This window comes from Burkholderia latens (assembly GCF_001718795.1).
GTDB classification, from domain to species: domain Bacteria; phylum Pseudomonadota; class Gammaproteobacteria; order Burkholderiales; family Burkholderiaceae; genus Burkholderia; species Burkholderia latens_A.
The window spans coordinates 3,122,270-3,143,442 of the sequence record NZ_CP013435.1 but is presented as its reverse complement, the minus strand read 5'-3'; the positions used below and the strand labels follow the sequence as shown (position 1 = coordinate 3,143,442).

20 protein-coding genes are annotated in these 21,173 nt (G+C 66.4%); 8 read left to right on the top strand and 12 right to left on the bottom strand.

What is annotated here, in order from left to right:
* The first annotated feature begins 58 nt into the window (after positions 1-58).
* The 4 genes from gor to WK25_RS14540 all read left to right on the top strand — a co-directional run bounded on the left by gor (position 59) and on the right by WK25_RS14540 (position 3,745).
* Positions 59-1,414 carry a glutathione-disulfide reductase gene (gene gor / locus WK25_RS14555; RefSeq protein WP_040142374.1) on the top strand — a complete coding sequence of 452 codons (1,356 nt, stop codon included), beginning with the start codon at positions 59-61 and terminating at the stop codon, positions 1,412-1,414.
* A 459-nt stretch (positions 1,415-1,873) separates the two neighbouring features.
* Complete coding sequence (locus WK25_RS14550; protein WP_197416306.1) at positions 1,874-2,545, top strand: CsgG/HfaB family protein; 672 nt, start codon at positions 1,874-1,876, stop codon at positions 2,543-2,545.
* A 98-nt stretch (positions 2,546-2,643) separates the two neighbouring features.
* On the top strand, positions 2,644-3,069 hold the full coding sequence (locus tag WK25_RS14545; protein WP_040142370.1) for a DUF4810 domain-containing protein: 426 nt from the start codon (positions 2,644-2,646) through the stop codon (positions 3,067-3,069).
* A 10-nt stretch (positions 3,070-3,079) separates the two neighbouring features.
* Positions 3,080-3,745 carry a DUF799 domain-containing protein gene (locus tag WK25_RS14540; protein ID WP_040142367.1) on the top strand — a complete coding sequence of 222 codons (666 nt, stop codon included), beginning with the start codon at positions 3,080-3,082 and terminating at the stop codon, positions 3,743-3,745.
* 167 nt (positions 3,746-3,912) lie between these two features.
* On the opposite strand, the gene WK25_RS14535 is transcribed toward WK25_RS14540, so the two are convergent.
* The 11 genes from WK25_RS14535 to WK25_RS32070 form a co-directional block, all read right to left on the bottom strand.
* Positions 3,913-5,214: an NAD(P)/FAD-dependent oxidoreductase gene (locus WK25_RS14535; RefSeq protein ID WP_069241837.1), complete on the bottom strand. Its 1,302-nt coding sequence runs from the start codon at positions 5,212-5,214 to the stop codon at positions 3,913-3,915.
* Positions 5,215-5,239: 25 nt separating this feature from the next.
* A complete protein-coding gene (locus tag WK25_RS14530; protein WP_040142363.1) occupies positions 5,240-6,544 on the bottom strand; it encodes an NAD(P)/FAD-dependent oxidoreductase in 1,305 nt (434 codons plus the stop codon).
* A 112-nt stretch (positions 6,545-6,656) separates the two neighbouring features.
* Positions 6,657-8,231: a DUF3138 family protein gene (locus WK25_RS14525; protein ID WP_040142361.1), complete on the bottom strand. Its 1,575-nt coding sequence runs from the start codon at positions 8,229-8,231 to the stop codon at positions 6,657-6,659.
* 107 nt (positions 8,232-8,338) lie between these two features.
* A complete protein-coding gene (locus WK25_RS14520) occupies positions 8,339-9,178 on the bottom strand; it encodes an ABC transporter permease subunit (protein ID WP_040142359.1) in 840 nt (279 codons plus the stop codon).
* Complete coding sequence (locus WK25_RS14515; protein ID WP_069242008.1) at positions 9,175-10,161, bottom strand: ABC transporter permease subunit; 987 nt, start codon at positions 10,159-10,161, stop codon at positions 9,175-9,177. Before WK25_RS14515 ends, WK25_RS14520 begins: the two co-directional genes overlap by 4 nt.
* A 10-nt stretch (positions 10,162-10,171) precedes the next feature.
* On the bottom strand, positions 10,172-11,326 hold the full coding sequence (locus WK25_RS14510; protein ID WP_040144818.1) for an ABC transporter ATP-binding protein: 1,155 nt from the start codon (positions 11,324-11,326) through the stop codon (positions 10,172-10,174).
* Between the two features lie 199 nt (positions 11,327-11,525).
* Positions 11,526-12,641, bottom strand: coding sequence for a polyamine ABC transporter substrate-binding protein (locus WK25_RS14505; protein WP_040142357.1), 1,116 nt, complete (start codon positions 12,639-12,641; stop codon positions 11,526-11,528).
* 62 nt (positions 12,642-12,703) lie between these two features.
* Entirely contained in the window at positions 12,704-14,131 is a 1,428-nt protein-coding gene (locus WK25_RS14500) for an aspartate aminotransferase family protein (protein ID WP_040142356.1), read from the bottom strand.
* A gap of 38 nt (positions 14,132-14,169) precedes the next feature.
* A complete protein-coding gene (locus WK25_RS14495) occupies positions 14,170-15,507 on the bottom strand; it encodes a glutamine synthetase family protein (protein WP_069241836.1) in 1,338 nt (445 codons plus the stop codon).
* 27 nt (positions 15,508-15,534) lie between these two features.
* On the bottom strand, positions 15,535-16,320 hold the full coding sequence (locus WK25_RS14490; protein WP_069241835.1) for a gamma-glutamyl-gamma-aminobutyrate hydrolase family protein: 786 nt from the start codon (positions 16,318-16,320) through the stop codon (positions 15,535-15,537).
* A 287-nt stretch (positions 16,321-16,607) separates the two neighbouring features.
* Positions 16,608-16,832, bottom strand: a complete 225-nt coding sequence (locus WK25_RS32070; RefSeq protein ID WP_080294539.1) for a hypothetical protein — start codon at positions 16,830-16,832, stop codon at positions 16,608-16,610.
* Between the two features lie 436 nt (positions 16,833-17,268).
* On the opposite strand from WK25_RS32070, the gene WK25_RS14485 reads away from it, so the two are divergent.
* The gene (locus tag WK25_RS14485) at positions 17,269-17,820 is read left to right on the top strand and encodes a cupin domain-containing protein (protein ID WP_040144816.1); all 552 of its coding nucleotides are present in this window, start codon (positions 17,269-17,271) and stop codon (positions 17,818-17,820) included.
* Positions 17,821-17,906: 86 nt separating this feature from the next.
* On the top strand, positions 17,907-19,397 hold the full coding sequence (locus WK25_RS14480) for an aldehyde dehydrogenase (RefSeq protein ID WP_059544602.1): 1,491 nt from the start codon (positions 17,907-17,909) through the stop codon (positions 19,395-19,397).
* 60 nt (positions 19,398-19,457) lie between these two features.
* On the opposite strand, the gene WK25_RS14475 is transcribed toward WK25_RS14480, so the two are convergent.
* Positions 19,458-19,658, bottom strand: a complete 201-nt coding sequence (locus WK25_RS14475) for a heavy-metal-associated domain-containing protein (RefSeq protein WP_069241834.1) — start codon at positions 19,656-19,658, stop codon at positions 19,458-19,460.
* A gap of 329 nt (positions 19,659-19,987) precedes the next feature.
* Between WK25_RS14475 and WK25_RS14470 the strand changes: the two genes are divergently transcribed.
* Positions 19,988-20,320: a cupredoxin domain-containing protein gene (locus WK25_RS14470; RefSeq protein ID WP_006488047.1), complete on the top strand. Its 333-nt coding sequence runs from the start codon at positions 19,988-19,990 to the stop codon at positions 20,318-20,320.
* Positions 20,321-20,332: 12 nt separating this feature from the next.
* Complete coding sequence (locus WK25_RS14465) at positions 20,333-21,169, top strand: FTR1 family iron permease (protein WP_040142347.1); 837 nt, start codon at positions 20,333-20,335, stop codon at positions 21,167-21,169.
* Positions 21,170-21,173: the final 4 nt, after the last annotated feature.

Genomic DNA, 21,173 nt, shown 5'->3' with positions numbered 1-21,173 from the left:
GCACGAATTCCCGAATCTTGTTATCGTGCCGTCATCCGAACTGCGATGAGGGCTTGCGATGGATTTCGACTACGACCTGTTCGTCATCGGGGCCGGCTCCGGCGGCGTGAGGCTCGCCCGGATGTCGGCGTCATACGGCGCGCGCGTCGGCATAGCGGAAGAGGAACAGATCGGCGGTACCTGCGTACTGCGCGGCTGCATCCCGAAGAAGCTGCTCGTCTACGCATCGCACTACCCGCACGAGATCGACGACGCGAAGGGCTTCGGCTGGACCTTCGGCGCCGGCTCGCTCGACTGGCCCGCGCTGATCGCCGCGAAGGATCGCGAGATCAACCGGCTCAGCGGCATCTACATCAACCTGCTGCGGCAATCCGGCGTCGACATGCACGCCGGGCGGGCGACGCTCGTGGACGCGCATACGGTCGCAGTCGGCGAACGCACGATCCGCGCGCGCCACATCGCGATCGCCACCGGCTCGCGACCGGTGCTGCCGCCGCGGCCCGGCATCGAGCACGCGATCACGTCGCGCGAGGCGCTGTCGCTCGCGCAGCTGCCCGCGCGCATCGCGGTGGTCGGCGGCGGCTATATCGCGGTCGAGTTCGCGGGCATCTTCAACGGCTTCGGCAGCCACGTCGATCTGTTCTATCGCGGCGACAAAATCCTGCGCGGCTTCGACGACGACGTGCGGCAATTCCTGACCGACGAGATGACGAAGCAGGGTGTCGCGATCCACGCGCACGCGGTAGTCGAATCGATCGCGCGCGCGGACGACGGCACGCTGACCGTGCGCGTCGGCGACGCAACGCACGGCCCGTACGACGCCGTGCTCTACGCGACGGGCCGCGTGCCGAACGTCGACGGAATCGGGCTCGAACGCGCGGGCGTGCTGCTCGACGCGCGCGGCGCGATCGCGGTCGATGCGTATTCGGCGACGTCGGTGCCGTCGATTCATGCGATCGGCGACGTGACGTCGCGGCCGCAGCTCACGCCCGTCGCGACGCGCGACGGCGCACTGCTCGCACGCACGCTGTTCGGCGGGTCGCGCGTCGCGACCGATCACGCGTACGTGCCGTCGGCCGTGTTCAGCCAGCCAGAGGTCGCGACGGTCGGGCTCACCGAGGCCGACGCGCGCCGGCTGCACGACGCCGTCGACATCTACCGCACATCGTTCAAGGCGCTGCGTCACACGCTGTCGGGGCGCGACGAACGCACGCTGATGAAGCTCGTCGTCGAGCGCGACAGCCAGCGCGTGATCGGCGCGCACATGGTGGGCCGTGACGCGGGCGAGATCATCCAGGGCATCGCGATCGCGATCCGTGCGGGCGCGACGAAAGCGCAGTTCGACGACACGATCGGCATTCACCCGACGGCCGCCGAGGAGTTCGTGACGATGCGGCAGAAGGTGGGCGACTAGCGGGAGTCGGCGCGCCGGCTCGCGGGCCGGCGCGGCGTTGCGCGGACGTCGTCGTCGCACGCGACATAGCACGGGATCGGCAGCGCTGCGTAAAAGCTCGTCAATTCTTATCAGGAAATGCCCGTCTCGATAATCAGTCTTGGTATGATCGGCCAAAATCATATACGGGGCCGATCATGCGCGATCAACAGCGCAGCAAGCACAATCACGGGGTAACCGGCGCACGCGGCATTGTCCGGCGATGCGCCGCGCATCTTCACCTGGCCGCAACACGCCTGTTGCGCGCTCTTTCCTGTCGCATGCCGTCACCTCCATCGCCGTCCGGGCGATGAAGTCGCGCGCGCCGGTGTCGGCCCCGGCCGTTTCGATCACCGCAACAACCGCCGGTTCGTCAGCGAGCCTGTGCACCGGCGTGCCCGTCTCGGGCCATCTTTTCACGCAAGGAGACCAGCAGTGAACATTCAGACTCGACGCACCGTTCTCGTGGCGGCGGCGCTCGTCGCGGCGCTGTCGGGCTGCGCGACCGAATCGTCGCGCACGCTCGACGTGCCGGTCGTGAGCAGCGCGCAGAAGCCGTACGCGGGCAAGCCCGTCGCGATCGCGGTCGGCAAGTTCGACAACCGCTCGAGCTACATGCGCGGCATCTTCTCCGACGGCATCGACCGCCTCGGCGGCCAGGCGAAGACGATTCTCGTCACGCGCCTGCAGCAGAGCCGCCGCTTCAACGTGCTCGATCGCGAGAACCTCGAGGAGATCAAGCAGGAAGCCGGGTTCATGAAGAAGGCGCAGGCCGTGAAGGGCGCGAACTACGTGGTGACCGGCGACGTGACCGAGTTCGGCCGCAAGGATGTCGGCGATCACCAGCTGTTCGGGATTCTCGGCCGCGGCAAGACGCAGGTCGCATACGCGAAGGTCAACCTGAACATCGTCGACACGACGACGTCGGAAGTGATTGCGTCGAGCCAGGGCGCGGGCGAATTCAGCTTGTCGAACCGCGAGGTGATCGGCTTCGGCGGCACGGCCGGCTACGACTCGACGCTCAACGGCAAGGTGCTGGATCTCGCGATCCAGGAAGCCGTGAACCACCTCGTCGACCAGGTCGACGCCGGCGCACTGAAGGCGTCGAAGTAAGCGTCGCGGCGACCATCGCCGCATAGGCCGCAGCGCGCGCCGGGACCGGCGCCGCGCTGGACCGATTCACCACGACATCAATCAAAAGAGAACAGACCATGAAACGGGGTAACTGGCTGCCGGCAACGGCCGCCGCCTTGCTGCTCGCCGGCTGCGCGAGCTCCACGCCGCCGCTTTATCAGTGGACCGGCTATCAGCCGCAGGTGTACGAATACTTCAAGGGGCAAAAATCGCCTCAGGAGCAGATCGACGCGCTCGAAAAGGCGCTGCAGGAAATCCGTGCGAAGGGCCACAAGCCGCCGCCGGGCTTCCACGCGCATCTGGGCATGTTGTACGCGAGCGTCGGCAGCGAGCAGCAGGCCGAACAGGAACTGCAGGCCGAGAAGCAGCTGTTCCCGGAATCGTCGACTTACATGGATTTCCTGCTGAAGAAAAAGACCGGCGCGCCGAAAACCGCGGACCAGAAGGCCACGCAAGCGATCGCCGGCCAGAAGGATCCTGCTCCGACCACCGCCAAACAGTAACGCGCCCGCCATGTTCAAGACACTCTCATTCAAGCTGCTGTCCGTGCTGTCGATCGTCGCGCTGCTGAGCGCATGCGCGCAGCCGGTGAAACGACCCGACTACACGGCGTTCAAGAAGAGCCAGCCGCGCTCGATTCTCGTGCTGCCGCCGCTCAACGAGACGTCCGACGTCGCGGCAACCTACGGGATGCTGTCGCAGATGACGCTGCCGCTCGCCGAATCGGGCTACTACGTGGTGCCGGTCGCCGTGATGGACGAAACGTTCAAGCAGAACGGCCTGACCAATGCGGCCGAGATCCAGCAGACGCCGCCCGCGAAGCTGCGCGAAATCTTCGGTGCGGACGCCGCGCTGTATTCGAAGGTGTCGCAGTACGGCACCGTCTACCGGGTTCTGGCGAGCGCGACGGTCGTGTCGGCTTCGGCGAAGCTCGTCGACCTGCGTACCGGCGACGTGCTGTGGCAGGGGCGCGCGAGCGCGAGCAGCGACGAGGGCGGCAACAACGGCGGCGGCAGCCTGATCGGCATGCTCGTGGTGGCCGCGGTCAAGCAGATCGCGAACACGCTGATGGATCAGAGTCACGACGTTGCCGCGTTCACCAGCACGCGACTGCTGTCGGCCGGCCCGCCGAACGGGCTGCTGTACGGCCCGCATTCGCCGAAGTACGGGACGGACTGAGCGGGGCCGGGCGTGCGGGCGCTTCATGTGTGCGTCGCGCCCGCGTCTTGCGATCCGATCGAACGGCTGCGCCGCGTGCGCAGCCGTTTTTCGTTTGCGCGGCGGCGCGCGGCGCGCGTGGGCCGCAACCACCGGCACATCGCCACGCAGTGCCGTTCAATGCGCGTTCAATGCACGCCGAACGCATCGAGCAGCCGGTACCAGCTCATCGCAAGCACGAGTGCCGGCGTGCGCAGCGCCGCGCCGCCGGGGAAGTCGCGATGCCGAATCTTGCCGAACAGGTCGAAGCGGCTCGCCTGGCCGTCGATTGCTTCCGCGATCAGCTTGCCCGCAAGCGCGGTCGTATTCACGCCGTGCCCCGAGAAGCCCTGCGCGAAATACATCGTCGGCGCGACGCGCCCGAAGTGCGGCGCGCGATTCATCGTGATGTCGACGAAACCGCCCCACGCGTAGTCGACCTTCACGTCCGCGAGCTGCGGGAATGTCTTGAGCATGTCCGCGCGCATCGCCGCCGCGAGGTCGCGCGGCGGCCGCGTCGAATAGCTGACCTTGCCGCCCCATATGAGCCGCGTGTCGGGCGCCGGCCGGAAATAGTCGAGCACGAAGCGGCTGTCGCACACCGCCGCGTTCGCGGGCATCAGCGCGGCGGCGCGCGCTTCGCCGAGCGGCTCCGTTGCGATCACGTACGTGCCGACCGGCATGATCTTCTTCGACAAGGCGGGTGCCAGCGTGCCGACATAGGTGTTGCAGGCGAGCACGACGAAGCGCGCACGCACGTGGCCGTTCGCGGTTTCGACGACGTGGCCGCCCGCGACGTCGCGCACGCGCGTCACGCAGCTGTCCTCGTGGATTCGCACGCCCGCGCCGGTCGCCGCGCGCGCGAGCCCGAGCGTGTAGTTCAGCGGATGCAGGTGGCCGCTGTCGGGATCGTAGAGGCCGCCGCGATAGCGCTTCGACTGTACGTAGTCGCCGAGTTCGTCCGCTTCGACGAAATGAAAGCGGTCGTGGCCGAAGCGCTTCGCGGCATCGTCGCGCCAGCGCTTCAGCGCATCTGCGTCGCGCTCGGTGTTGGCGGCGGTGAGATAGCCGGGCACGAGCGCGCAGTCGATCGAATGCCGTTCGATGCGCGACTTCACGAGCGACAGCGTTTCGAGTCCCATGTCCCAGATCCGCTTCACGTCGCCTTCCGGCATGAACTGCGCGAACGTGTCGATGTCGCACGCGAAGCCGCCGATCAGCTGCCCGCCGTTGCGCCCGCTCGCCGCCCATCCGACCCGTGACGCCTCCAGCACGGTCACCGAATGGCCGCGTTCGGCAAGGTTGAGCGCGGCGGACAAGCCGGTCAGGCCTGCGCCGATCACGCACACGTCGGCGTCGGCCGCGCCGGCGAGCGGTGCATGGCGGGTCGTATCGTTGATGGTCGCCGCGTAGTACGACGCGGCGTGCGGCTGGTTGGCGAATGTCTGCATGGTCGAATGAGTGGATAACGAGGGCTCAGAACAGCTCGCGCACGCGGTGGTACAGCATCCCGAGCTCGAGTGCGGGCTGCCGCCACGCGTCGCCGCCCGGGAAGCGCCGGTGACGCAGTTGCGCGAACAGGTCGAACGCGCGCGAGTCGCCCGCGATCGCGCCGGCGATCGCGCGCCCGGCGATGCCGGTGAGCGCGACGCCGTGTCCGCTGAAGCCCTGCACGTAGAAGAAGTTCGGATCGAGCGCGCCGAAGTCCGGCGCGCGGTTGCGCGTGACGTCGACGAAGCCGCCCCACGCGTGATCGACGCGTACGTCGGCGAGCTGCGGGAACACGCCGACCATGCGCTGGCGGATCGCTTCGGCGAGCGCGTCGGGCGATGCGCCGGCGGAGTTCGCGCGGCCGCCGAACAACATCCGGTCGTCGGCAGACAGCCGGAAGTAGTCGAGGAAGAAGTTGTTGTCGCACACGGCTTCGCGCTGCGCGATCAGCGCGTCCGCGCGCGCGCGGCCGAGCGGCTCGGTCGCGATGATGTACGACGCGATCGGCGCGATGCGCGCGGCGGTCGCCGCCGGCAGGATGCCGCCGGGGCCCGCGTTGCAGCACGACACGACGAAGCGGCAGCGCACTTCGCCCGACGGCGTGCGCACGACAGGCCGAGCGCCGCGCACGACGTCGAGCGCGGGTGTGTGGGCGTACAGCGCGACGCCTTCGCGGCGCGCGGCATCGGCCAGGCCGAGGCAATACTTGAGCGGATGCAGGTGGCCGGACAGCGGATCGTAGACGCCGGCGAGATAGCGGGACGACGCGACGCGCGCACGGATGTCGCCGGTATCGAGCCACGACAGCGACGGATGGCCCCAGCGCTCGCTCGCGGCGTCCATCCATGCGCGCAGGTCGTCGACGCGGCGCGGCTTCGTCGCGACCGTCAGATAGCCGCGCGTGAAATCGCAGTCGATCCCGTAGCGTGCGATTCGCTCGGCGATCAGCGCGACGCCGTCGAGCGACAGCGACCACGCGGCGCGCGCGCCGGCGGCGCCGAGCTGCTTTTCGATGATTTCGTCTTTCGCGAAGCCGGCGATCGCCTGGCCGCCGTTGCGGCCCGACGCGCCCCAGCCGGGCCGGTGCGCATCGATCACGGCGACCGACAGCCCGCGCGCGCGACAATCGAGCGCGGTCGACAAGCCCGCGAAGCCCGCGCCGATCACGCACACGTCGACGTCGATCGCGTCGTCGAGCACGGCGTCGTCGACCATCGGGCGCGTCGCGGTTGCTTCGTAGTACGAGTCGCGCGCGAGTGCGTCGGCGCGGCGGGTGAAAGACTGCGTCATGAAACCTGCTCCATCGAAAACGGCCGGCGGCGGTGCGCGACGCACCACGCGCCGGCCGGCTGAAACGGCGCGGTGCGCCGTGCTTGCGACACGGCGCCGCGCGCGGCCTGCGTCAGAACGAATAGATGAACTGCGTCGCGAGCAGGTCGTTGGACTTGCCGTACGACCCGTCGTTGCGCAGGAACACCTTGTTGTTCGCCCAGTCGTGCCGGTATTCGACCTTCACCGTGATCTGCTGGGTCGGATAGAACAGCAGGTCGAGCGCGACGTCCTGGCGGATCGCGCCCTTGCAGTCGAAGCCGAGGCCGCCGTTCGCCTTCGACGTCGCGAGACAGTCCGCGTCGACACCGAAGCCGTTGAACGGATCCATCCCGTTGCCGTTCAGCGCGATGCCGCCGCCGCCGCCGCCGTTCTTGCTGTTCACGAGCGCATCGTAGCGCAGCGTCACGCCCATGCGGCCGACCACCGGCGCGTTGAACTTGCGATGCGCGAGCAGCGACAGCCCGTACCACTGCGCGAGCCCGCCGTTGTATGCCGCGTGCTGCTGCTGGCCGTAATCGAGTTCGGCGTTGTACTGGATGTCGGCGAGCGTGTACGTCGCGTCGACTTCGCCGAAGAAGAACGTGCCATAGCCGCTCGGCGCGGCGCCGCCCGGGCCGTAATGGACGACGCCCTGATCGTCGATCGCGCTCCCGAGCGTCTGCCGGCCGATGTTGATCGAGCCGCCGATGTCGAGCGCGCTCGACCACGTGTAGTCCGCGCGCGCGGTGAACGTCGGCACCTTGTTGCTGGTCGTGATCGGGTCGCCGAGCGCATTGGTGCCCGTCTGCGTGACCGAGCCGTACGTGCGGTACTGTTCGTTGCCTACGAAGAACTTCCACGCCCAGTTGCCCTTCGTGTAGTTCGCACCGGCGCCGACGTAGCTGCCCGGATCGGAGAAGTCGTACAGCAGGTTGTGCGTGAGCGTGAGCATCTGGTTCGACTGCTGCACTTCGTAGCCGCCGAAGCTCGGAATCAGGCCGGCCACGAGCGTCGTCGTCGCGCTGATCGGCACGTTGACGACCGCGGTATTCAGCAGGTTGTCGGTGATCGAGCCGCGCGAGTTCTGCAGCAGCGTGATGCCGTTGCCGCGGTTCGGCATCAGCGTGATCTCGGCCGACGGCGCCATCGGGCCGACGCCGAAGGTCTTCTTGATGTCGAGGTACAGGTCGCCGAACGTGCTGTTGAAATAGTTGTACGCGTTCTCGTGGTTCGCGAACAGGAACGACGACGTGCCGGCCGCGCGGTTGTAGATGTAGGTCGGGTCGATGTAGCCGGTGACCGACAGGCCCGCAAGCGGCCCGGTGTTGGCCGCGTCCGTCAGCGAGTCGACCTTCAACTGCTGGTTCGCGATCTGCTGTTTCATTTCGCTGACTTCGTCGTTTGTCAGCGTCGCCTGTGCGCGGCCGTAGTCCGGCGACGACGGATCGGCGGCCACGATGGCCGGCCGGGCCGCGCTGCCCGCGCCCGCTTGGGCGACTGCGGTGCCGCCCGGTTGCGCGGCGAGCTGCGCCTGCATGGCCTTCATCTGCTTCTGCAGCGCTGCAACCTGCGCCTGCAGCGCCTTGATTTCGGCGGATGTCGAGCTGGCCAGCGCGATGCCCGGCAACGCGCCGGCCACCAGCAGGCAGATCAGTTTCTTCTTCATTGCGGATTCTCCTAGTCGTGCGGCTGTCAAAGTGCGTTTCCGTGGGCGCGCCGCATCGCGCGGCGCGCCGGTCTCGTTATCGATCGATCGGGAGCGGGCGCGTCGTGTCAGGCCGCTGCGAACGCCGCCTTCATGTCGGCCACGCGGCGCCGCTCGCGCGCGATCATCATCTGGTTCACGACGATCACGCCGATCGTCACCGCGGTGATGAACAGCGTCGCCAGTGCGTTCATTTCCGGGTTCAGGCCGAGCCGCACGCGCGAGAACACCACGAGCGGCAACGTCGTCGAACCGGGCCCCGACAGGAACGCCGACAGCACGAGATCGTCGATCGACAGCGTGAACGACAGCAGCCAGCCGGACAGCAGCGCCTGCGAGATCAGCGGCAGCGTCACCACGAAGAACACCTTCAGCGGCGTCGCGCCGAGATCGAGCGCGGCCTCCTCGAGCGACTTGTTCATCTCCTTCACGCGCGACTGCACGATGATCGCCACGTACGACACGCAGAGCATCACGTGACCGATCCAGATCGTCACCATCCCGCGGCCCTTCGGCCAGCCGAACATCTGCTCGAGCGCGACGAACAGCAGCAGCAGCGAAATCCCCTGGATCACTTCCGGAATCACGAGCGGCGCGTTGATCATTCCGGTGTACAGCGTGAAGCCCTTGAAGCGGCCGAAGCGCGCGAGCACGAAGCCCGCCCACGTGCCGATCGCGACCGACGCGGTCGCCGTCAGCAGGCCGATCTTCAGCGACAGCCACGCGGCGGTCAGCAACTCGTCGTCGTCCAGCAGCGCCGCATACCACTTCAGCGAGAAGCCGGACCACACCGTGACCAGCTTCGATTCGTTGAACGAGTACACGACGAGGCTGATGATCGGGATGTACAGGAACAGAAAGCCGAAGGCGAGGACGCCCGTCGACAGCGGTTTGCTCGGCTTGATCATTTCGCTTCCTCCAGTTCCTTGACCTGGTAGTACTGGAACAGCGCCATCGGCACCAGCAACAGCAGCACCATCGCGACCGTCACCGCGGACGCCATCGGCCAGTCCATGTTGTTGAAGAACTCGTCCCACATCACGCGGCCGATCATCAGCGTGTCGGCGCCGCCGAGCAGCTCCGGAATCACGTACTCGCCGACCGCCGGAATGAACACCAGCAGGCTGCCGGCGATGATCCCGTTCTTCGACAGCGGCAGCGTGATGCGCGTGAACGCGACCCACGGCTTCGCGCCGAGGTCGTACGCGGCCTCGAGCAGCGTGAGGTCCATCTTCACGAGGTGCGCGTACAGCGGCATCACCATGAACGGCAGGTATGAATAGACCATCCCGATATAGACGCCCGCGTCGCTGTGATAGAGCCGCAGCGGCGTGTGGATGATGCCGAGCGCGATCAGCACATGGTTCAGGAGGCCGTCGTCCTTCAGGATCCCGATCCACGCGTACACGCGGATCAGGAACGACGTCCAGAACGGCAGCATCACGGCCATCATCAGCACGTTGCGCCGGCCCGGCTCCGAGCGCGCGATGTAGTACGCCATCGGATAGCCGATCAGCAGGCACAGCAGCGTCGACACGGCGGCCATCTTCAGCGAGCTGAGGTAGGTCGCGATGTACAGGTCGTCCCGCAGCAGGAACGCGTAGTGAGACAGCTGCAGCGCGAAGTGCACGACGCCGTCCTTGATCTCGACGAGCGACGTGTACGGCGGGATCCCCATCACCTGGTCGGCGAAGCTGATCTTGAACACCAGCACGAACGGCAGCGCGAAGAAGATCGTGAGCCACAGGAACGGCACGCCGATCGCGACGCTGCGGCCCGACGGAAGGAAGCGCGACAGCGCGGCGAAGCGGCTGCGGCGCGGTGCAGGCCGTGTCGCGACGGCGGCGCCGTTCGAAACCGGCGCGGGCGGTGTGGAAGCGGAAGTTCTGATCATGGCGTCCTCACTGCGTCAGCACGACGCCGCTTGCCGGCGACCACGACACGAACACGTCGTCGTTCCACGACGGCGCACCATCGTGCATCAGGTGCGAGCTCGGCAGGTTCGACACGACGGTCTTGCCGCTCGGCAGGCGCACGTGATACAGCGAGTAACTGCCCATGTACGCGATGTCGGTCACGACGCCGCGCGCCCAGTTGTGATGGGAGCCCGGCTTGTCGCGCGACACGTGCACGCGTTCGGGCCGCACCGAGATGCCGACCGGCATCCCGAGCGGGCCGGTTACGCCGTGGCTCACGTACATGCGCGCTTCGAGATCGTCGCTCTCGACGAAGATGTGATCCGGCTCGTCCTCGACGACGCGGCCTTCGAACAGGTTCGTCGAGCCGATGAACTCCGCCGAGAAGCGGCTGTTCGGGTATTCGTACACTTCACCGGGGGTGCCGATCTGAACGATCTTGCCCTCGCTCATCACCGCGAGGCGGCTCGCCATCGTCATCGCTTCTTCCTGGTCGTGCGTGACCATCACGCAGGTCACGTCGACCTTCTCGATGATGTTCACCAGTTCGAGCTGGGTCTTCTGGCGAATCTTCTTGTCGAGCGCGGACATCGGCTCGTCGAGCAGCAGGAGCTTCGGGCGCTTCACGAGCGAACGCGCGAGCGCGACGCGTTGCTGCTGGCCGCCGGACAATTGATGCGGCTTGCGCTTCGCGTACTTGCTCATCTGCACGAGCGCGAGCGCATCGGCCACGCGCTCCTTGATCTCGTTTTTCGGCGTCCCCTCCTGCTTCAGCCCGAACGCGACGTTCGATTCGACCGACATGTGCGGAAACAGCGCATACGACTGGAACATCATGTTCACCGGCCGGCGGTACGGCGGCAGCGACGCGAGGTCTTCGCCGTCGACGAAGATCCTGCCGGACGTGGCCGTCTCCAGCCCGGCGAGCATGCGCAAGAGCGTCGACTTGCCGCAGCCCGAGCTGCCGAGCAGCGCGAACAGTTCGTTCTTCGCGATCGTCAGATTCACGTTGTCGACGGCCGTGCTGTCGCCGAACTTCTTCACGACGTTTTCGATGCGCACGAACGCGTCGTTCTTCGAGCGGGCCACGGCGGCCGGTTGGGTCTGGCGTGCGGCAGCGGAAGAGGGTATCGATTGCATGGATTGCATGGGATTCACCATTCGTTCTTCACGGATTGCGGGCGTGAGCGTCCCCGCACGAGGCGCGCAACGCGACTCGCGGGCAACGGCTCATGCCGGATGGAACAGGGCGTGCGTGCGGACGGATGTCCGCCGATCGCGGTGGCGCGGGCGTCAGCCGAGGTTCAGCCGGTGCGTGCGCCGCCGCGTGGTTTCTTGATCAGTGGCCCGTCTTCAGCTGTGCCCACAGACGGTTCTCGAGGCGCAGGATGTCGGCCGGCATCGGCTTCATCAGCACCATCTTCTTCAGCACGTCCTCGGGCGGGTAGACGGTCGGATCCTGCGCGACGGCCGGCGTGACGAACTGGTGGGCGGCCTTGTTCGCGGTCGGGTAGAACACCGTGTTGGTGATCGCCGCGTTGACTTTCGCGTCCGACACGTAGTTGATCCATTTCAGTGCGGCCTCGGGGTGCGGCGCATCCTTCGGGATCACCATCACGTCGAACCACAGGAGGCCGCCTTCCTTCGGGTTCGAGAACTTGATGTCGTACGAACGCTTCGCTTCGGCCGAGCGGCGGTGCGCGATGCCGACGTCGCCGGACCAGCCGAGCGCGACGCACACGTCGTTGTTCGCGAGATCGTTGATGTAGCCGGACGAATTGAACTGCGTGATGTACGGGCGGACTTTCTTCAGCACTTCGAATGCGGCCTGGTAGTCGCCGGGGTTCTTGCTGTTCGGATCCCTGCCCATGTACTGCAGCGTGGCCGCGAACACGTCGACCGCCTGATCGAGGAACGACACGCCGCAGCTCTTGAGCTTTTCCATGTTGGCCGGGTCGAACACGAGCGCCCAGCTGTCCACCGGCGCCTTGTCGCCGAGCGCCTTCTTCACGGCCTGCACGTTGTAGCCGATGCCGTCGGTGCCGTATGCCCAGGGCACGCCGTACTGGTTGCCCGGGTCGGCATCCGCGATCATCTTCATCAGCAGCGGGTCGAGGTTCGCGAGGTTCGGGATCTTCGACTTGTCGAGCTTCTGGTACACGCCGGCCTGGATTTGCTTGGCCATGTAGTTCGACGTCGGCACGACGATGTCGTAGCCCGAGCTGCCCGCCAGCAGCTTCGCCTGCAGCGTGTCGTCGCTGTCGTAGTTGTCGTACTTGACGTGGATGCCCGTCTGTTTCTGGAAGTTCGGGATCGTGTCCGGCGCGATGTAATCGGACCAGTTGTAGACGTTCAGTTCGTCGGCGTGCGCCGACGGGCTGGCGACCGACGTGAACGCGGCTGCGGCGGCAAGGGCCGCGACGGAGCAGGCTTGGCGAAGAAAGCAGGCACGCATGGTGGAATTCCCCTGGGTTATGGTGGCGTGCGGCGCCCGCCGCACGCCTGTAGGCAAAGTCGTTACGAAAGGCCCAGCTGCTGGGCGGTCGCATCGACGGCCTTCTTCGCCTTCGATACGAGTTCATCGATTTCCTGACGCGAGATCACGAGCGGCGGCGACAGCAGCATCCGGTCGCCGGTCGCACGCATGATCAGGTTGCCGTTGAAGCAGAAGTCGCGGCAGATCGTGCCGACGTCGCCGCCGTTCGCGAAGCGGCGCCGTTCGGCCGGCGCTTCGGCGAGTTGCAGGCTCGCGACCATCCCGTGCCCGTGCACTTCGCCGACGATCGGATGACGCGCGAACGTTTCGCGCATCAGCGCCTGGAAGTACGGGCCCGTGTCGTTTTTCACGCGCTCGACGATCCCTTCGTCGCGCAGCAGCTTGAGGTTCGCGACCGCGACCGCCGCCGCGACCGGGTGGCCCGAATACGTGAGGCCGTGATTGAATTCGCCATGCTCGATGATCGGCCGCGCGACGCGCTCGTGGATGCCCACCGCGCCCATCGGCACGTAGCCGGACGTCAGGCCCTTGGCCATCGTGATCAGGTCCGGCTCGAAGCCGAAGTGCTGATGCGCGAACCATTCGCCGGTGCGGCCGAAGCCGCCGATCACTTCGTCGGCGACGAGCAGGATGTCGTACTTGCGGCAGATCCGCTGGATTTCCGGCCAGTACGTCGACGGCGGGAAGATCACGCCGCCCGCGCCCTGGAACGGCTCGCCGATGAATGCGGCGACGTTCTCCGCGCCGAGCTCGAGAATCTTCGCTTCGAGCTGCTGCGCGCGCGCGAGACCGAATGCTTCGGGCGTGTCGCCAGGCTGCGCTTCGCCGAAGAAATACGGCTGATCGATATGCACGATGTGCTCGACCTTCGACGGCATCTGTTCGTGCATGTAGCCCATCCCGCCGAGCGTGCCGCCGGCGATCGTGGAGCCGTGATAACCGTTCCGGCGCGAGATCACATATTTCTTCTGCGGCTTGCCCTCGACGCGCCAGTACTGGTGCACGAGTCGCAGCACCGTGTCGTTGCCTTCCGAGCCGCTGTTGCAATAGAAAAAGTGATTGAAGCCGGCGGGCGTCACTTCGGCGAGCATCGCGGACAGTTCGATGATCGGCGGATGCGTCGTCTTGAAGAACGTGTTGTAGAACGGCAGCTCCTGGATCTGCCGATACGCGGCGTCGGCCAGCTCCTTGCGGCCGTAGCCGACGTTCACGCACCAGAGCCCGGCCATCCCGTCGATGATCTTGTTGCCGTCCGAGTCCCACAGGTACACGCCGTCGGCCTTCACGATCACGCGGCTGCCCGCGCGATTGAGCGCGCCCATGTCCGAGAACGGGTGGATGTGGTGCGCGGCGTCGAGCGCGCGGTATTCGGCGGTCGAGCGCGCCTGCGTCGTGCGTGCCGCCGGTGCGGCGGGCTGGATCCACGCGGATTCGTTGCGGTAAGTCATGTTTCCTCCGTATTTCCGTAATGCGGTTGTGCGCGCGCTTACACGTGCAGCAGCAGATGGCGGCGTTCCCACGAGCTGATCACGCGGAAGAACGCTTCGTATTCGGTTTCCTTCAGCGCGAAATACGCTTTCAGGAACTTGGGTCCGAGGATTTCGCCGAGCGGCTCGCACGCGGCCATCAGCGTGAGCCCTTCCTCCAGGTTGCGCGGCAGCCCGTACGGCAGGTCGTAGCCGTCGCTGACGAGCGGCTCGGTCGGCTCGAGGCGCTGCGTCATGCCGAGATAGCCGGCCGCGAGCGTCGCCGCGAGCGCGAGGTACGGGTTGCAGTCGACCCCCGGAATCCGGTTCTCGATGCGGCGCGCGGCCGGCCCCGAGTGCGGGATGCGGAAGCCGACCGTGCGGTTGTCGTAGCCCCACTGCACGTTGATCGGCGCGGCCATGAAGCGCGACAGCCGGCGATACGAGTTGATGTACGGCGCAAAGATCGGCATCAGCGCGGGCGTGTACTTCTGCAGCCCCGCGAGGTAGTTGTAGAACAGCGACGTCGCGCCGCCCGTTTCCGGCGACGTGAACAGGTTGTGGCCCGTTTCCTCGTCGACGATGCTCTGGTGCACGTGCATCGCCGAGCCCGGCTCGCCTTCCATCGGCTTCGCCATGAACGTCGCGTACATGTTGTGGCGCAGTGCGGCCTCGCGCACCGTGCGCTTGAACAGGAACACCTGATCGGCGAGCGACAGTGCGTCGCCGTGCATGAAGTTGATCTCCATCTGCGCGGCGCCGACTTCATGGATCAGCGTGTCGATGTCGAGGTTCTGCGTTTCGCAATACTCGTAGATGTCCTCGAACAGCGGATCGAACTCGTTGACGGCTTCGATCGAATACGACTGGCGGCCGGTTTCGGGGCGGCCCGTGCGGCCGACCGGCGGGCGCAGCGGCAGGTCCGGGTCCTTGTTCATGTCGACGAGGTAGAACTCGAGCTCGGGCGCGACCACCGGCTTCCAGCCCTTCGCCTTGTACAGGTCGAGCACGCGGCGCAGCACGTAGCGCGGCGAGATCTCGACCGGCGAACCGTCGAAGTGCACGCAGTCGTGGATCACCTGCGCGGTCGGATCGACGGCCCACGGGATCAGGCGGATGGTCGACGTGTCCGGCACGCACACCATGTCGGGATCGGTGACGCCGGTGAGCGACCCGTCTTCGGGATAATCGCCGGTGACGGTCTGCACCATCACGGCCTGCGGCAGCCGCATCGATTCGCCGGACGTGAACTTGTTGCGCGGCGTGATCTTGCCGCGCGCAATGCCGGCCATGTCGGGAATGATCGCTTCGATCTCGGTGATCCGGTGCTGCTTCAGAAAGTCTTCGATGTCTTGCATGTCTGTTCTCGTTATGTGGGTCGGCGCTCAGGCGAGCGCGGCGGCGGCTGCGGCGCGGGTGCGCGCGTCGCGGCGCGCGCGGCATGCGTCGCCGAACGCGCGGAAGATCGCGCTCGACAGCGGGTCATGCGCATGCCGCCATTCCGGATGCCATTGCACCGCGAGCGCGAACGCCGGTGCATCGGCGACGCTGACGGCCTCGATCAGCCCGTCCGGCGCGACGGCCTCGACCGTGAGGCCCGAACCGAGCTGTGCGATGCCCTGCTTGTGCAGCGAATTCACGCGCACGTCGTCGCGGCCGCCGGCGAGTGCGTGCAGCACGCCGCCCGGCGTCAGGTGTACGACGTGCGCGGGGCCGTATTGCACGTCCATCGGCGCGTCGTCATCCTCGCGGTGATCGGCGAGGCCCGGCACGTCGTGCACGCGCTGATGCAGCGTGCCGCCGCACACGACGTTCAGTTCCTGGAAGCCGCGGCATACGGCGAGCACCGGCACGCCGGCCTCGATTGCCGCGCGCAGCAGCGGCAGCGTGGTCGCGTCGCGCGCGGGATCGTGCTTCGTGCCGGGCGCGCTCGGCTCGCCGCCGTACCGGTGCGGCTCGACATTCGAGTAGCTGCCGGTAAACAGCAGGCCGTCGACCGCCGCGAGCACGTCGTCGACGGACTGGCGATCGCCGAGCGCGGGCAGCACCATCGCGAACGCGCGCGCGCCGTCGACGATCGCCGCGACGTACTTGTCGCCGACCGTATGCGACGCATGTGCGCCGATCTGCGTGAAGTCGGCGGTAATGCCGACGAGAGGTTTCCTTTCCATGACGTCAATCAGTTGTCCGTAAGGCTCGGGCGTGCGCGATGGCGGCGAACCGTCAAAACGCGGGCGCGACCGAGCCCCGCAGCCTCGCGCAGTGCGCAAGGCCGCTGGTGAATGGGCACCGCGCGGGCGCGTGGGCGGCCCGTGCTGTGCACGACGGTCAGGCCGTCGTCCGTTTCGTTGCGCTGCGCGACGCAGCAATCGATGCGCGAACGCGCTCCGTCACCGCGCGGGTGGCGCGGCTGGCGAACAGCGAACTGAAACGAACGACGAAAAAAGGAGGAGAGGCGCTATGGCAGCAGCGACGCGACTTCGTCGGTATCGACGGCCACGAATGCGCGTGCGGAAACGGCGTTGTGGCGCCGAACGGAACGACGAGACAGGATGGTGTAGATCGACAGGTGCAGCAGGCGAGGACTATGCCAGCCGCAACTGCCATCGGAAGCGGGAGCAGCGCTGCGCAAACTTCGCGCATCGCCTCGATCCCACCTCACCAGAGGGCCACGGACTCTCACGATTACACTCGACTGGTTTGTTGAAAGTATTGAACACCTGATCGTTTCGGCGCGCGAGGCGTTTAAAATAATCAAGGTGCCGGGCCGGGCGTCTTTTACATCTATCGGCGTCGATCTTTGCGTTGCGATAACGTTTTTCGGTGCCGATGAATGGCCAATGACGCTGACCTGAGAGCCAGCATATACGAGCCAAAAACGGCGTCAAATGTTTTTTGACGGTGTCGTGTCAGGGCTTTCCCGAAGCACTGCGAATAAAAGATTCGCAAAAGGAATGAAGCATCGGGTGTTCATTATTTCGAACGCCTTTCAGGGTTTTCCCCGCTGATGCGCGGCATAAAGTGATTAGAATATTCAACGGCTGCCGAACGTGCCGAATGCGCCCAACGCGTCGTTTCACTTTTTCACCGCACTCCAAATCGTGTCCGAAACCGAATCGATGTCCACCGAAGTCGCCGAGCGCCTGCGCTTCGTGCGCAACAAGCATGGCCTGTCGCAGCGCGAACTCGCGAAGCGGGCCGGCGTGACCAACGGCACGATCTCGCTGATCGAACAGGGCCGTGTGAGCCCGTCGGTCGGCTCGCTGAAGAAACTGCTCGAATGCATCCCGATGAGCCTCGCGGAGTTCTTCACGTTCGAGCTCGTCGAGTCGCGCTCGGTCGTGTCGCGCCGCGACGAGATGCCGAACCTCGGCAACGACGCGCTCGCGTTTCACCTCGTCGGCGCCGGCGTGAAGGATCGCAACATGTGCATCATGCGCGAGGTCTACCAGCCGCTTGCGGACACGGGGCCCGAGATGCTCGCGCACGCGGGGCACGAGGGCGGCATCGTCGTGTCGGGCCGGCTCGAGCTCACCGTCGATGGCGCGACGTGGCTGCTCGACCCCGGAGACGGTTACTACTTCGAAAGCCGTTTGCCGCATCGTTTTCGCAATCCCAGCGCGGAACAGCTGTGCGAGGTCGTGTCGGCCAATTCGCCGGCGACCTTCTGACCGCGCATCACCGCATTCGCCGCCGGCGAGGAAGCCGTTGTGCGGCGTGCCGCAGCGCGAATGCCCACACCATTGAGGCATCCTGAATGAACAAGTTGACTTTGGCTGACTGGCAGGACAAGGCGGCGTCGCTCACGATCGAAGGGCGCGCATTCATCGACGGCGCGCCGCGCGACGCGCACGGCGGCGGCACGTTCGATTGCGTGAGCCCGATCGACGGCCGCGTGCTCGCGAAGGTGGCCGACTGCGGCGAGGCCGACGTGAATGCCGCGGTCGCGGCCGCGCGCCGTGCGTTCGACGCCGGCGTATGGGCCGGGTTGAACCCGCGCGCGCGCAAGGCGGTATTGCTGCGCTGGGCTGCGCTGATGCGCGAGCATCTCGATGAACTGTCACTGCTGGAGACGCTCGACGCGGGCAAGCCGATCGGCGACACGACGACGGTCGACGTGCCGGGCGCCGCGTATTGCGTCGAATGGTTCGCCGAGGCGATCGACAAGGTCGGCGGCGAGGTCGCGCCGGCCGATCATCATCTGGTCGGGCTCGTCACGCGCGAGCCGGTCGGCGTGGTGGCGGCCGTCGTGCCGTGGAATTTTCCGATCCTCATGGCCGCATGGAAATTCGGCCCCGCGCTGGCGGCCGGCAACAGCGTCGTGCTGAAGCCGTCGGAGAAGTCGCCGCTGACCGCGATCCGTGTTGCGCAACTCGCCCACGAGGCCGGCATTCCGGCCGGCGTGTTCAACGTCGTGACGGGCGCGGGCGAGCCGGGCAAGCTGCTCGCGCTGCACCGCGACGTCGACTGCATCGCGTTCACCGGTTCCACCGCGGTCGGCAAGCTGATCATGCAATACGCGGCGCAGTCGAACCTGAAGCGCGCATGGCTCGAACTCGGCGGGAAGTCGCCGAACATCGTGCTGCCGGACTGCCCGGATCTCGACCGTGCCGCGCAGGCCGCGGCAGGCGCGATCTTCTACAACATGGGCGAGATGTGCACGGCCGGCTCGCGCCTGCTCGTGCATCGCGACATCAAGGACGCGTTCATCGAAAAGCTCGTCGCGGCCGCGCGTGCATACGTGCCGGGCAATCCGCTCGATCCGTCGGTGTCGATGGGCGCGATCGTCGACGGCATTCAGCTCGAACGCGTGCTCGGCTACATCGACGCGGGGCGCAAGGAGGGCACGCTCGTGACCGGCGGCGCGCGGGTGAGACAGGAGACGGGCGGCTTCTACGTCGAGCCGACCGTGTTCGAGGTGAAGCCGGACGCGAAGATCGCCCGCGAGGAGATCTTCGGGCCGGTGCTGTCGGTGATCGTGTTCGACGATGTCGACGACGCGGTGCGGATCGCGAACGATACCGAGTACGGGCTCGCGGCGGCCGTGTGGACGTCGAACCTGACGACCGCGCACGACGTGTCGCGCCGGCTGCGCGCGGGCACGGTATGGGTGAATTGCTACGACGAGGGCGGCGACATGAACTTCCCGTTCGGCGGTTACAAGCAGTCGGGCAACGGCCGCGACAAGTCGCTGCATGCGCTCGAGAAATACACCGAGCTGAAGTCGACGCTGATCCGGTTGCGCTGATCCGGCCGACGAGCGGTTCGATCGCGGGCGCGGCGTCGCGCCCGCGTCGTTCGAGTCGGCTCAGGCCGAGCGCAGCGCGGGGTGGAAGCCCGCCGCCTCGATGATCGACTGCACGCGTTCGACGCCCTGCGCCGATTCGACCTTCACGGTCTTCGCGGCCACATCGATGTCGAGCTTCGCGGCCGGATCGGCGGCCGTCACCGCGCGCGTGATCGCGTTGGCGCAGCCGCCGCAGGTCATGTCCTGGACTTCGAATTCCATCGTGTTCTCCTGAGTTGACGATTGACGAACAAGTTCAGCATGAAGCTTGCCATGGTTGGAAGGTCAAGTCCGTTCGCAACGCGCGCGTCGCCGACAGCAATTTGTCATGCGCAGATCAGACGAATCGCCATTTGCGTGCGCGCGTCAGTCCGAACATCTCCCGATTGACGCGCGCACGTTGACGCGGAACGCTCGGAAAGCCTTGCGCCAGCGCACGCGCGTCACATCGCCGGCGCACGATCTCCATGCGGCGAGTGTGGGTACTCCGAGTTGGGAATGCGAATCGATCTTACTATCGGTTCCCTTCGATATTTCCTTTGATTACGCACATGACCCGTTTCGCTATCGGCTTTGCGCTGGCCCTGCTGGGCGCATCGGCAACGTCCGCATTCGCCGCCGACGATGTCGTCAACCTGACGCTGAAGGACCACAAGTTCTCGCCCGACGGTGTGACGATTCCGGCCGGCAAGAAGGTGAAGTTCGTCGTGAAGAACCTCGATGCGACGCCTGCCGAATTCGAAAGCGACGACTTCAAGGCGGAGAAGGTCGTGCCTGCCGGCAAGTCGGTCGAGATCCTGGTCGGGCCGCTGAAGGCGGGCACGTACGAGTTCCACGACGAGTATCACGAAGCGCAATCGAAGACGCACCTGACCGTCAAATAAGCCGATATCGCGATGCTGTCTACTGCCCTCATCGTTTTTCGTGAAGTGCTCGAGGCCGCGCTGGTGGTTTCGATCGTGATGGCTGCCACCAAGGGCGTGCCGCGGCGCGGCTGGTGGGTCGGCGGCGGGCTCGTCGGCGGCGTGATCGGCGCGGGCCTGATCGCTGCGTTCGCGGACGTGATCTCGCAATGGGCGTCCGGCATGGGGCAGGAAGTCTTCAACGCGGGCGTGATGTTCGTCGCGACGTTGATGCTCGCATGGCATTGCATCTGGATGAGCCGGCACGGCCGCGAGATGGCGCTGCACATGGGCGAGGTCGGGCGGGCCGTCGCGGCCGGCAGCCGGCCGCTGACCGGGCTCGCGATCGTGGTCGGCGTCGCGGTGTTGCGCGAGGGCTCCGAGGCGGTGCTGTTCCTGTACGGGATCGCAGCCGGCGATCCGGGCCAGACGCCGCAGATGGTCGCGGGCGGACTGCTGGGCGTGCTCGGCGGCGCGGGGCTCGGCTACGCGATGTATGCCGGGCTGTTGCAGATTCCGCTGAAACGGCTGTTCTCGGTCACCAACGCGCTGATCGTGCTGCTCGCGGCGGGGATGGCGAGCCAGTGCGTGGGTTTCCTGCTCGCGGCAGGCCTCGTGCCGTCGTGGGGCGATGCGGTGTGGGATACGTCTTGGCTGCTGAAGGAGTCGAGCATCGTCGGCAAGGCGCTGCATACGCTCGTCGGCTATACCGCTCGTCCGGCGGGAATCCAGATCGCCGCGTACGTCGTCACGCTGGTCGCGATCGTCGTGCTCGCCCGGCTCGTGGGCCGGCCGCAGAGCGCCGTGCGGCCGCCGCGGCACGCCGCATGATCCG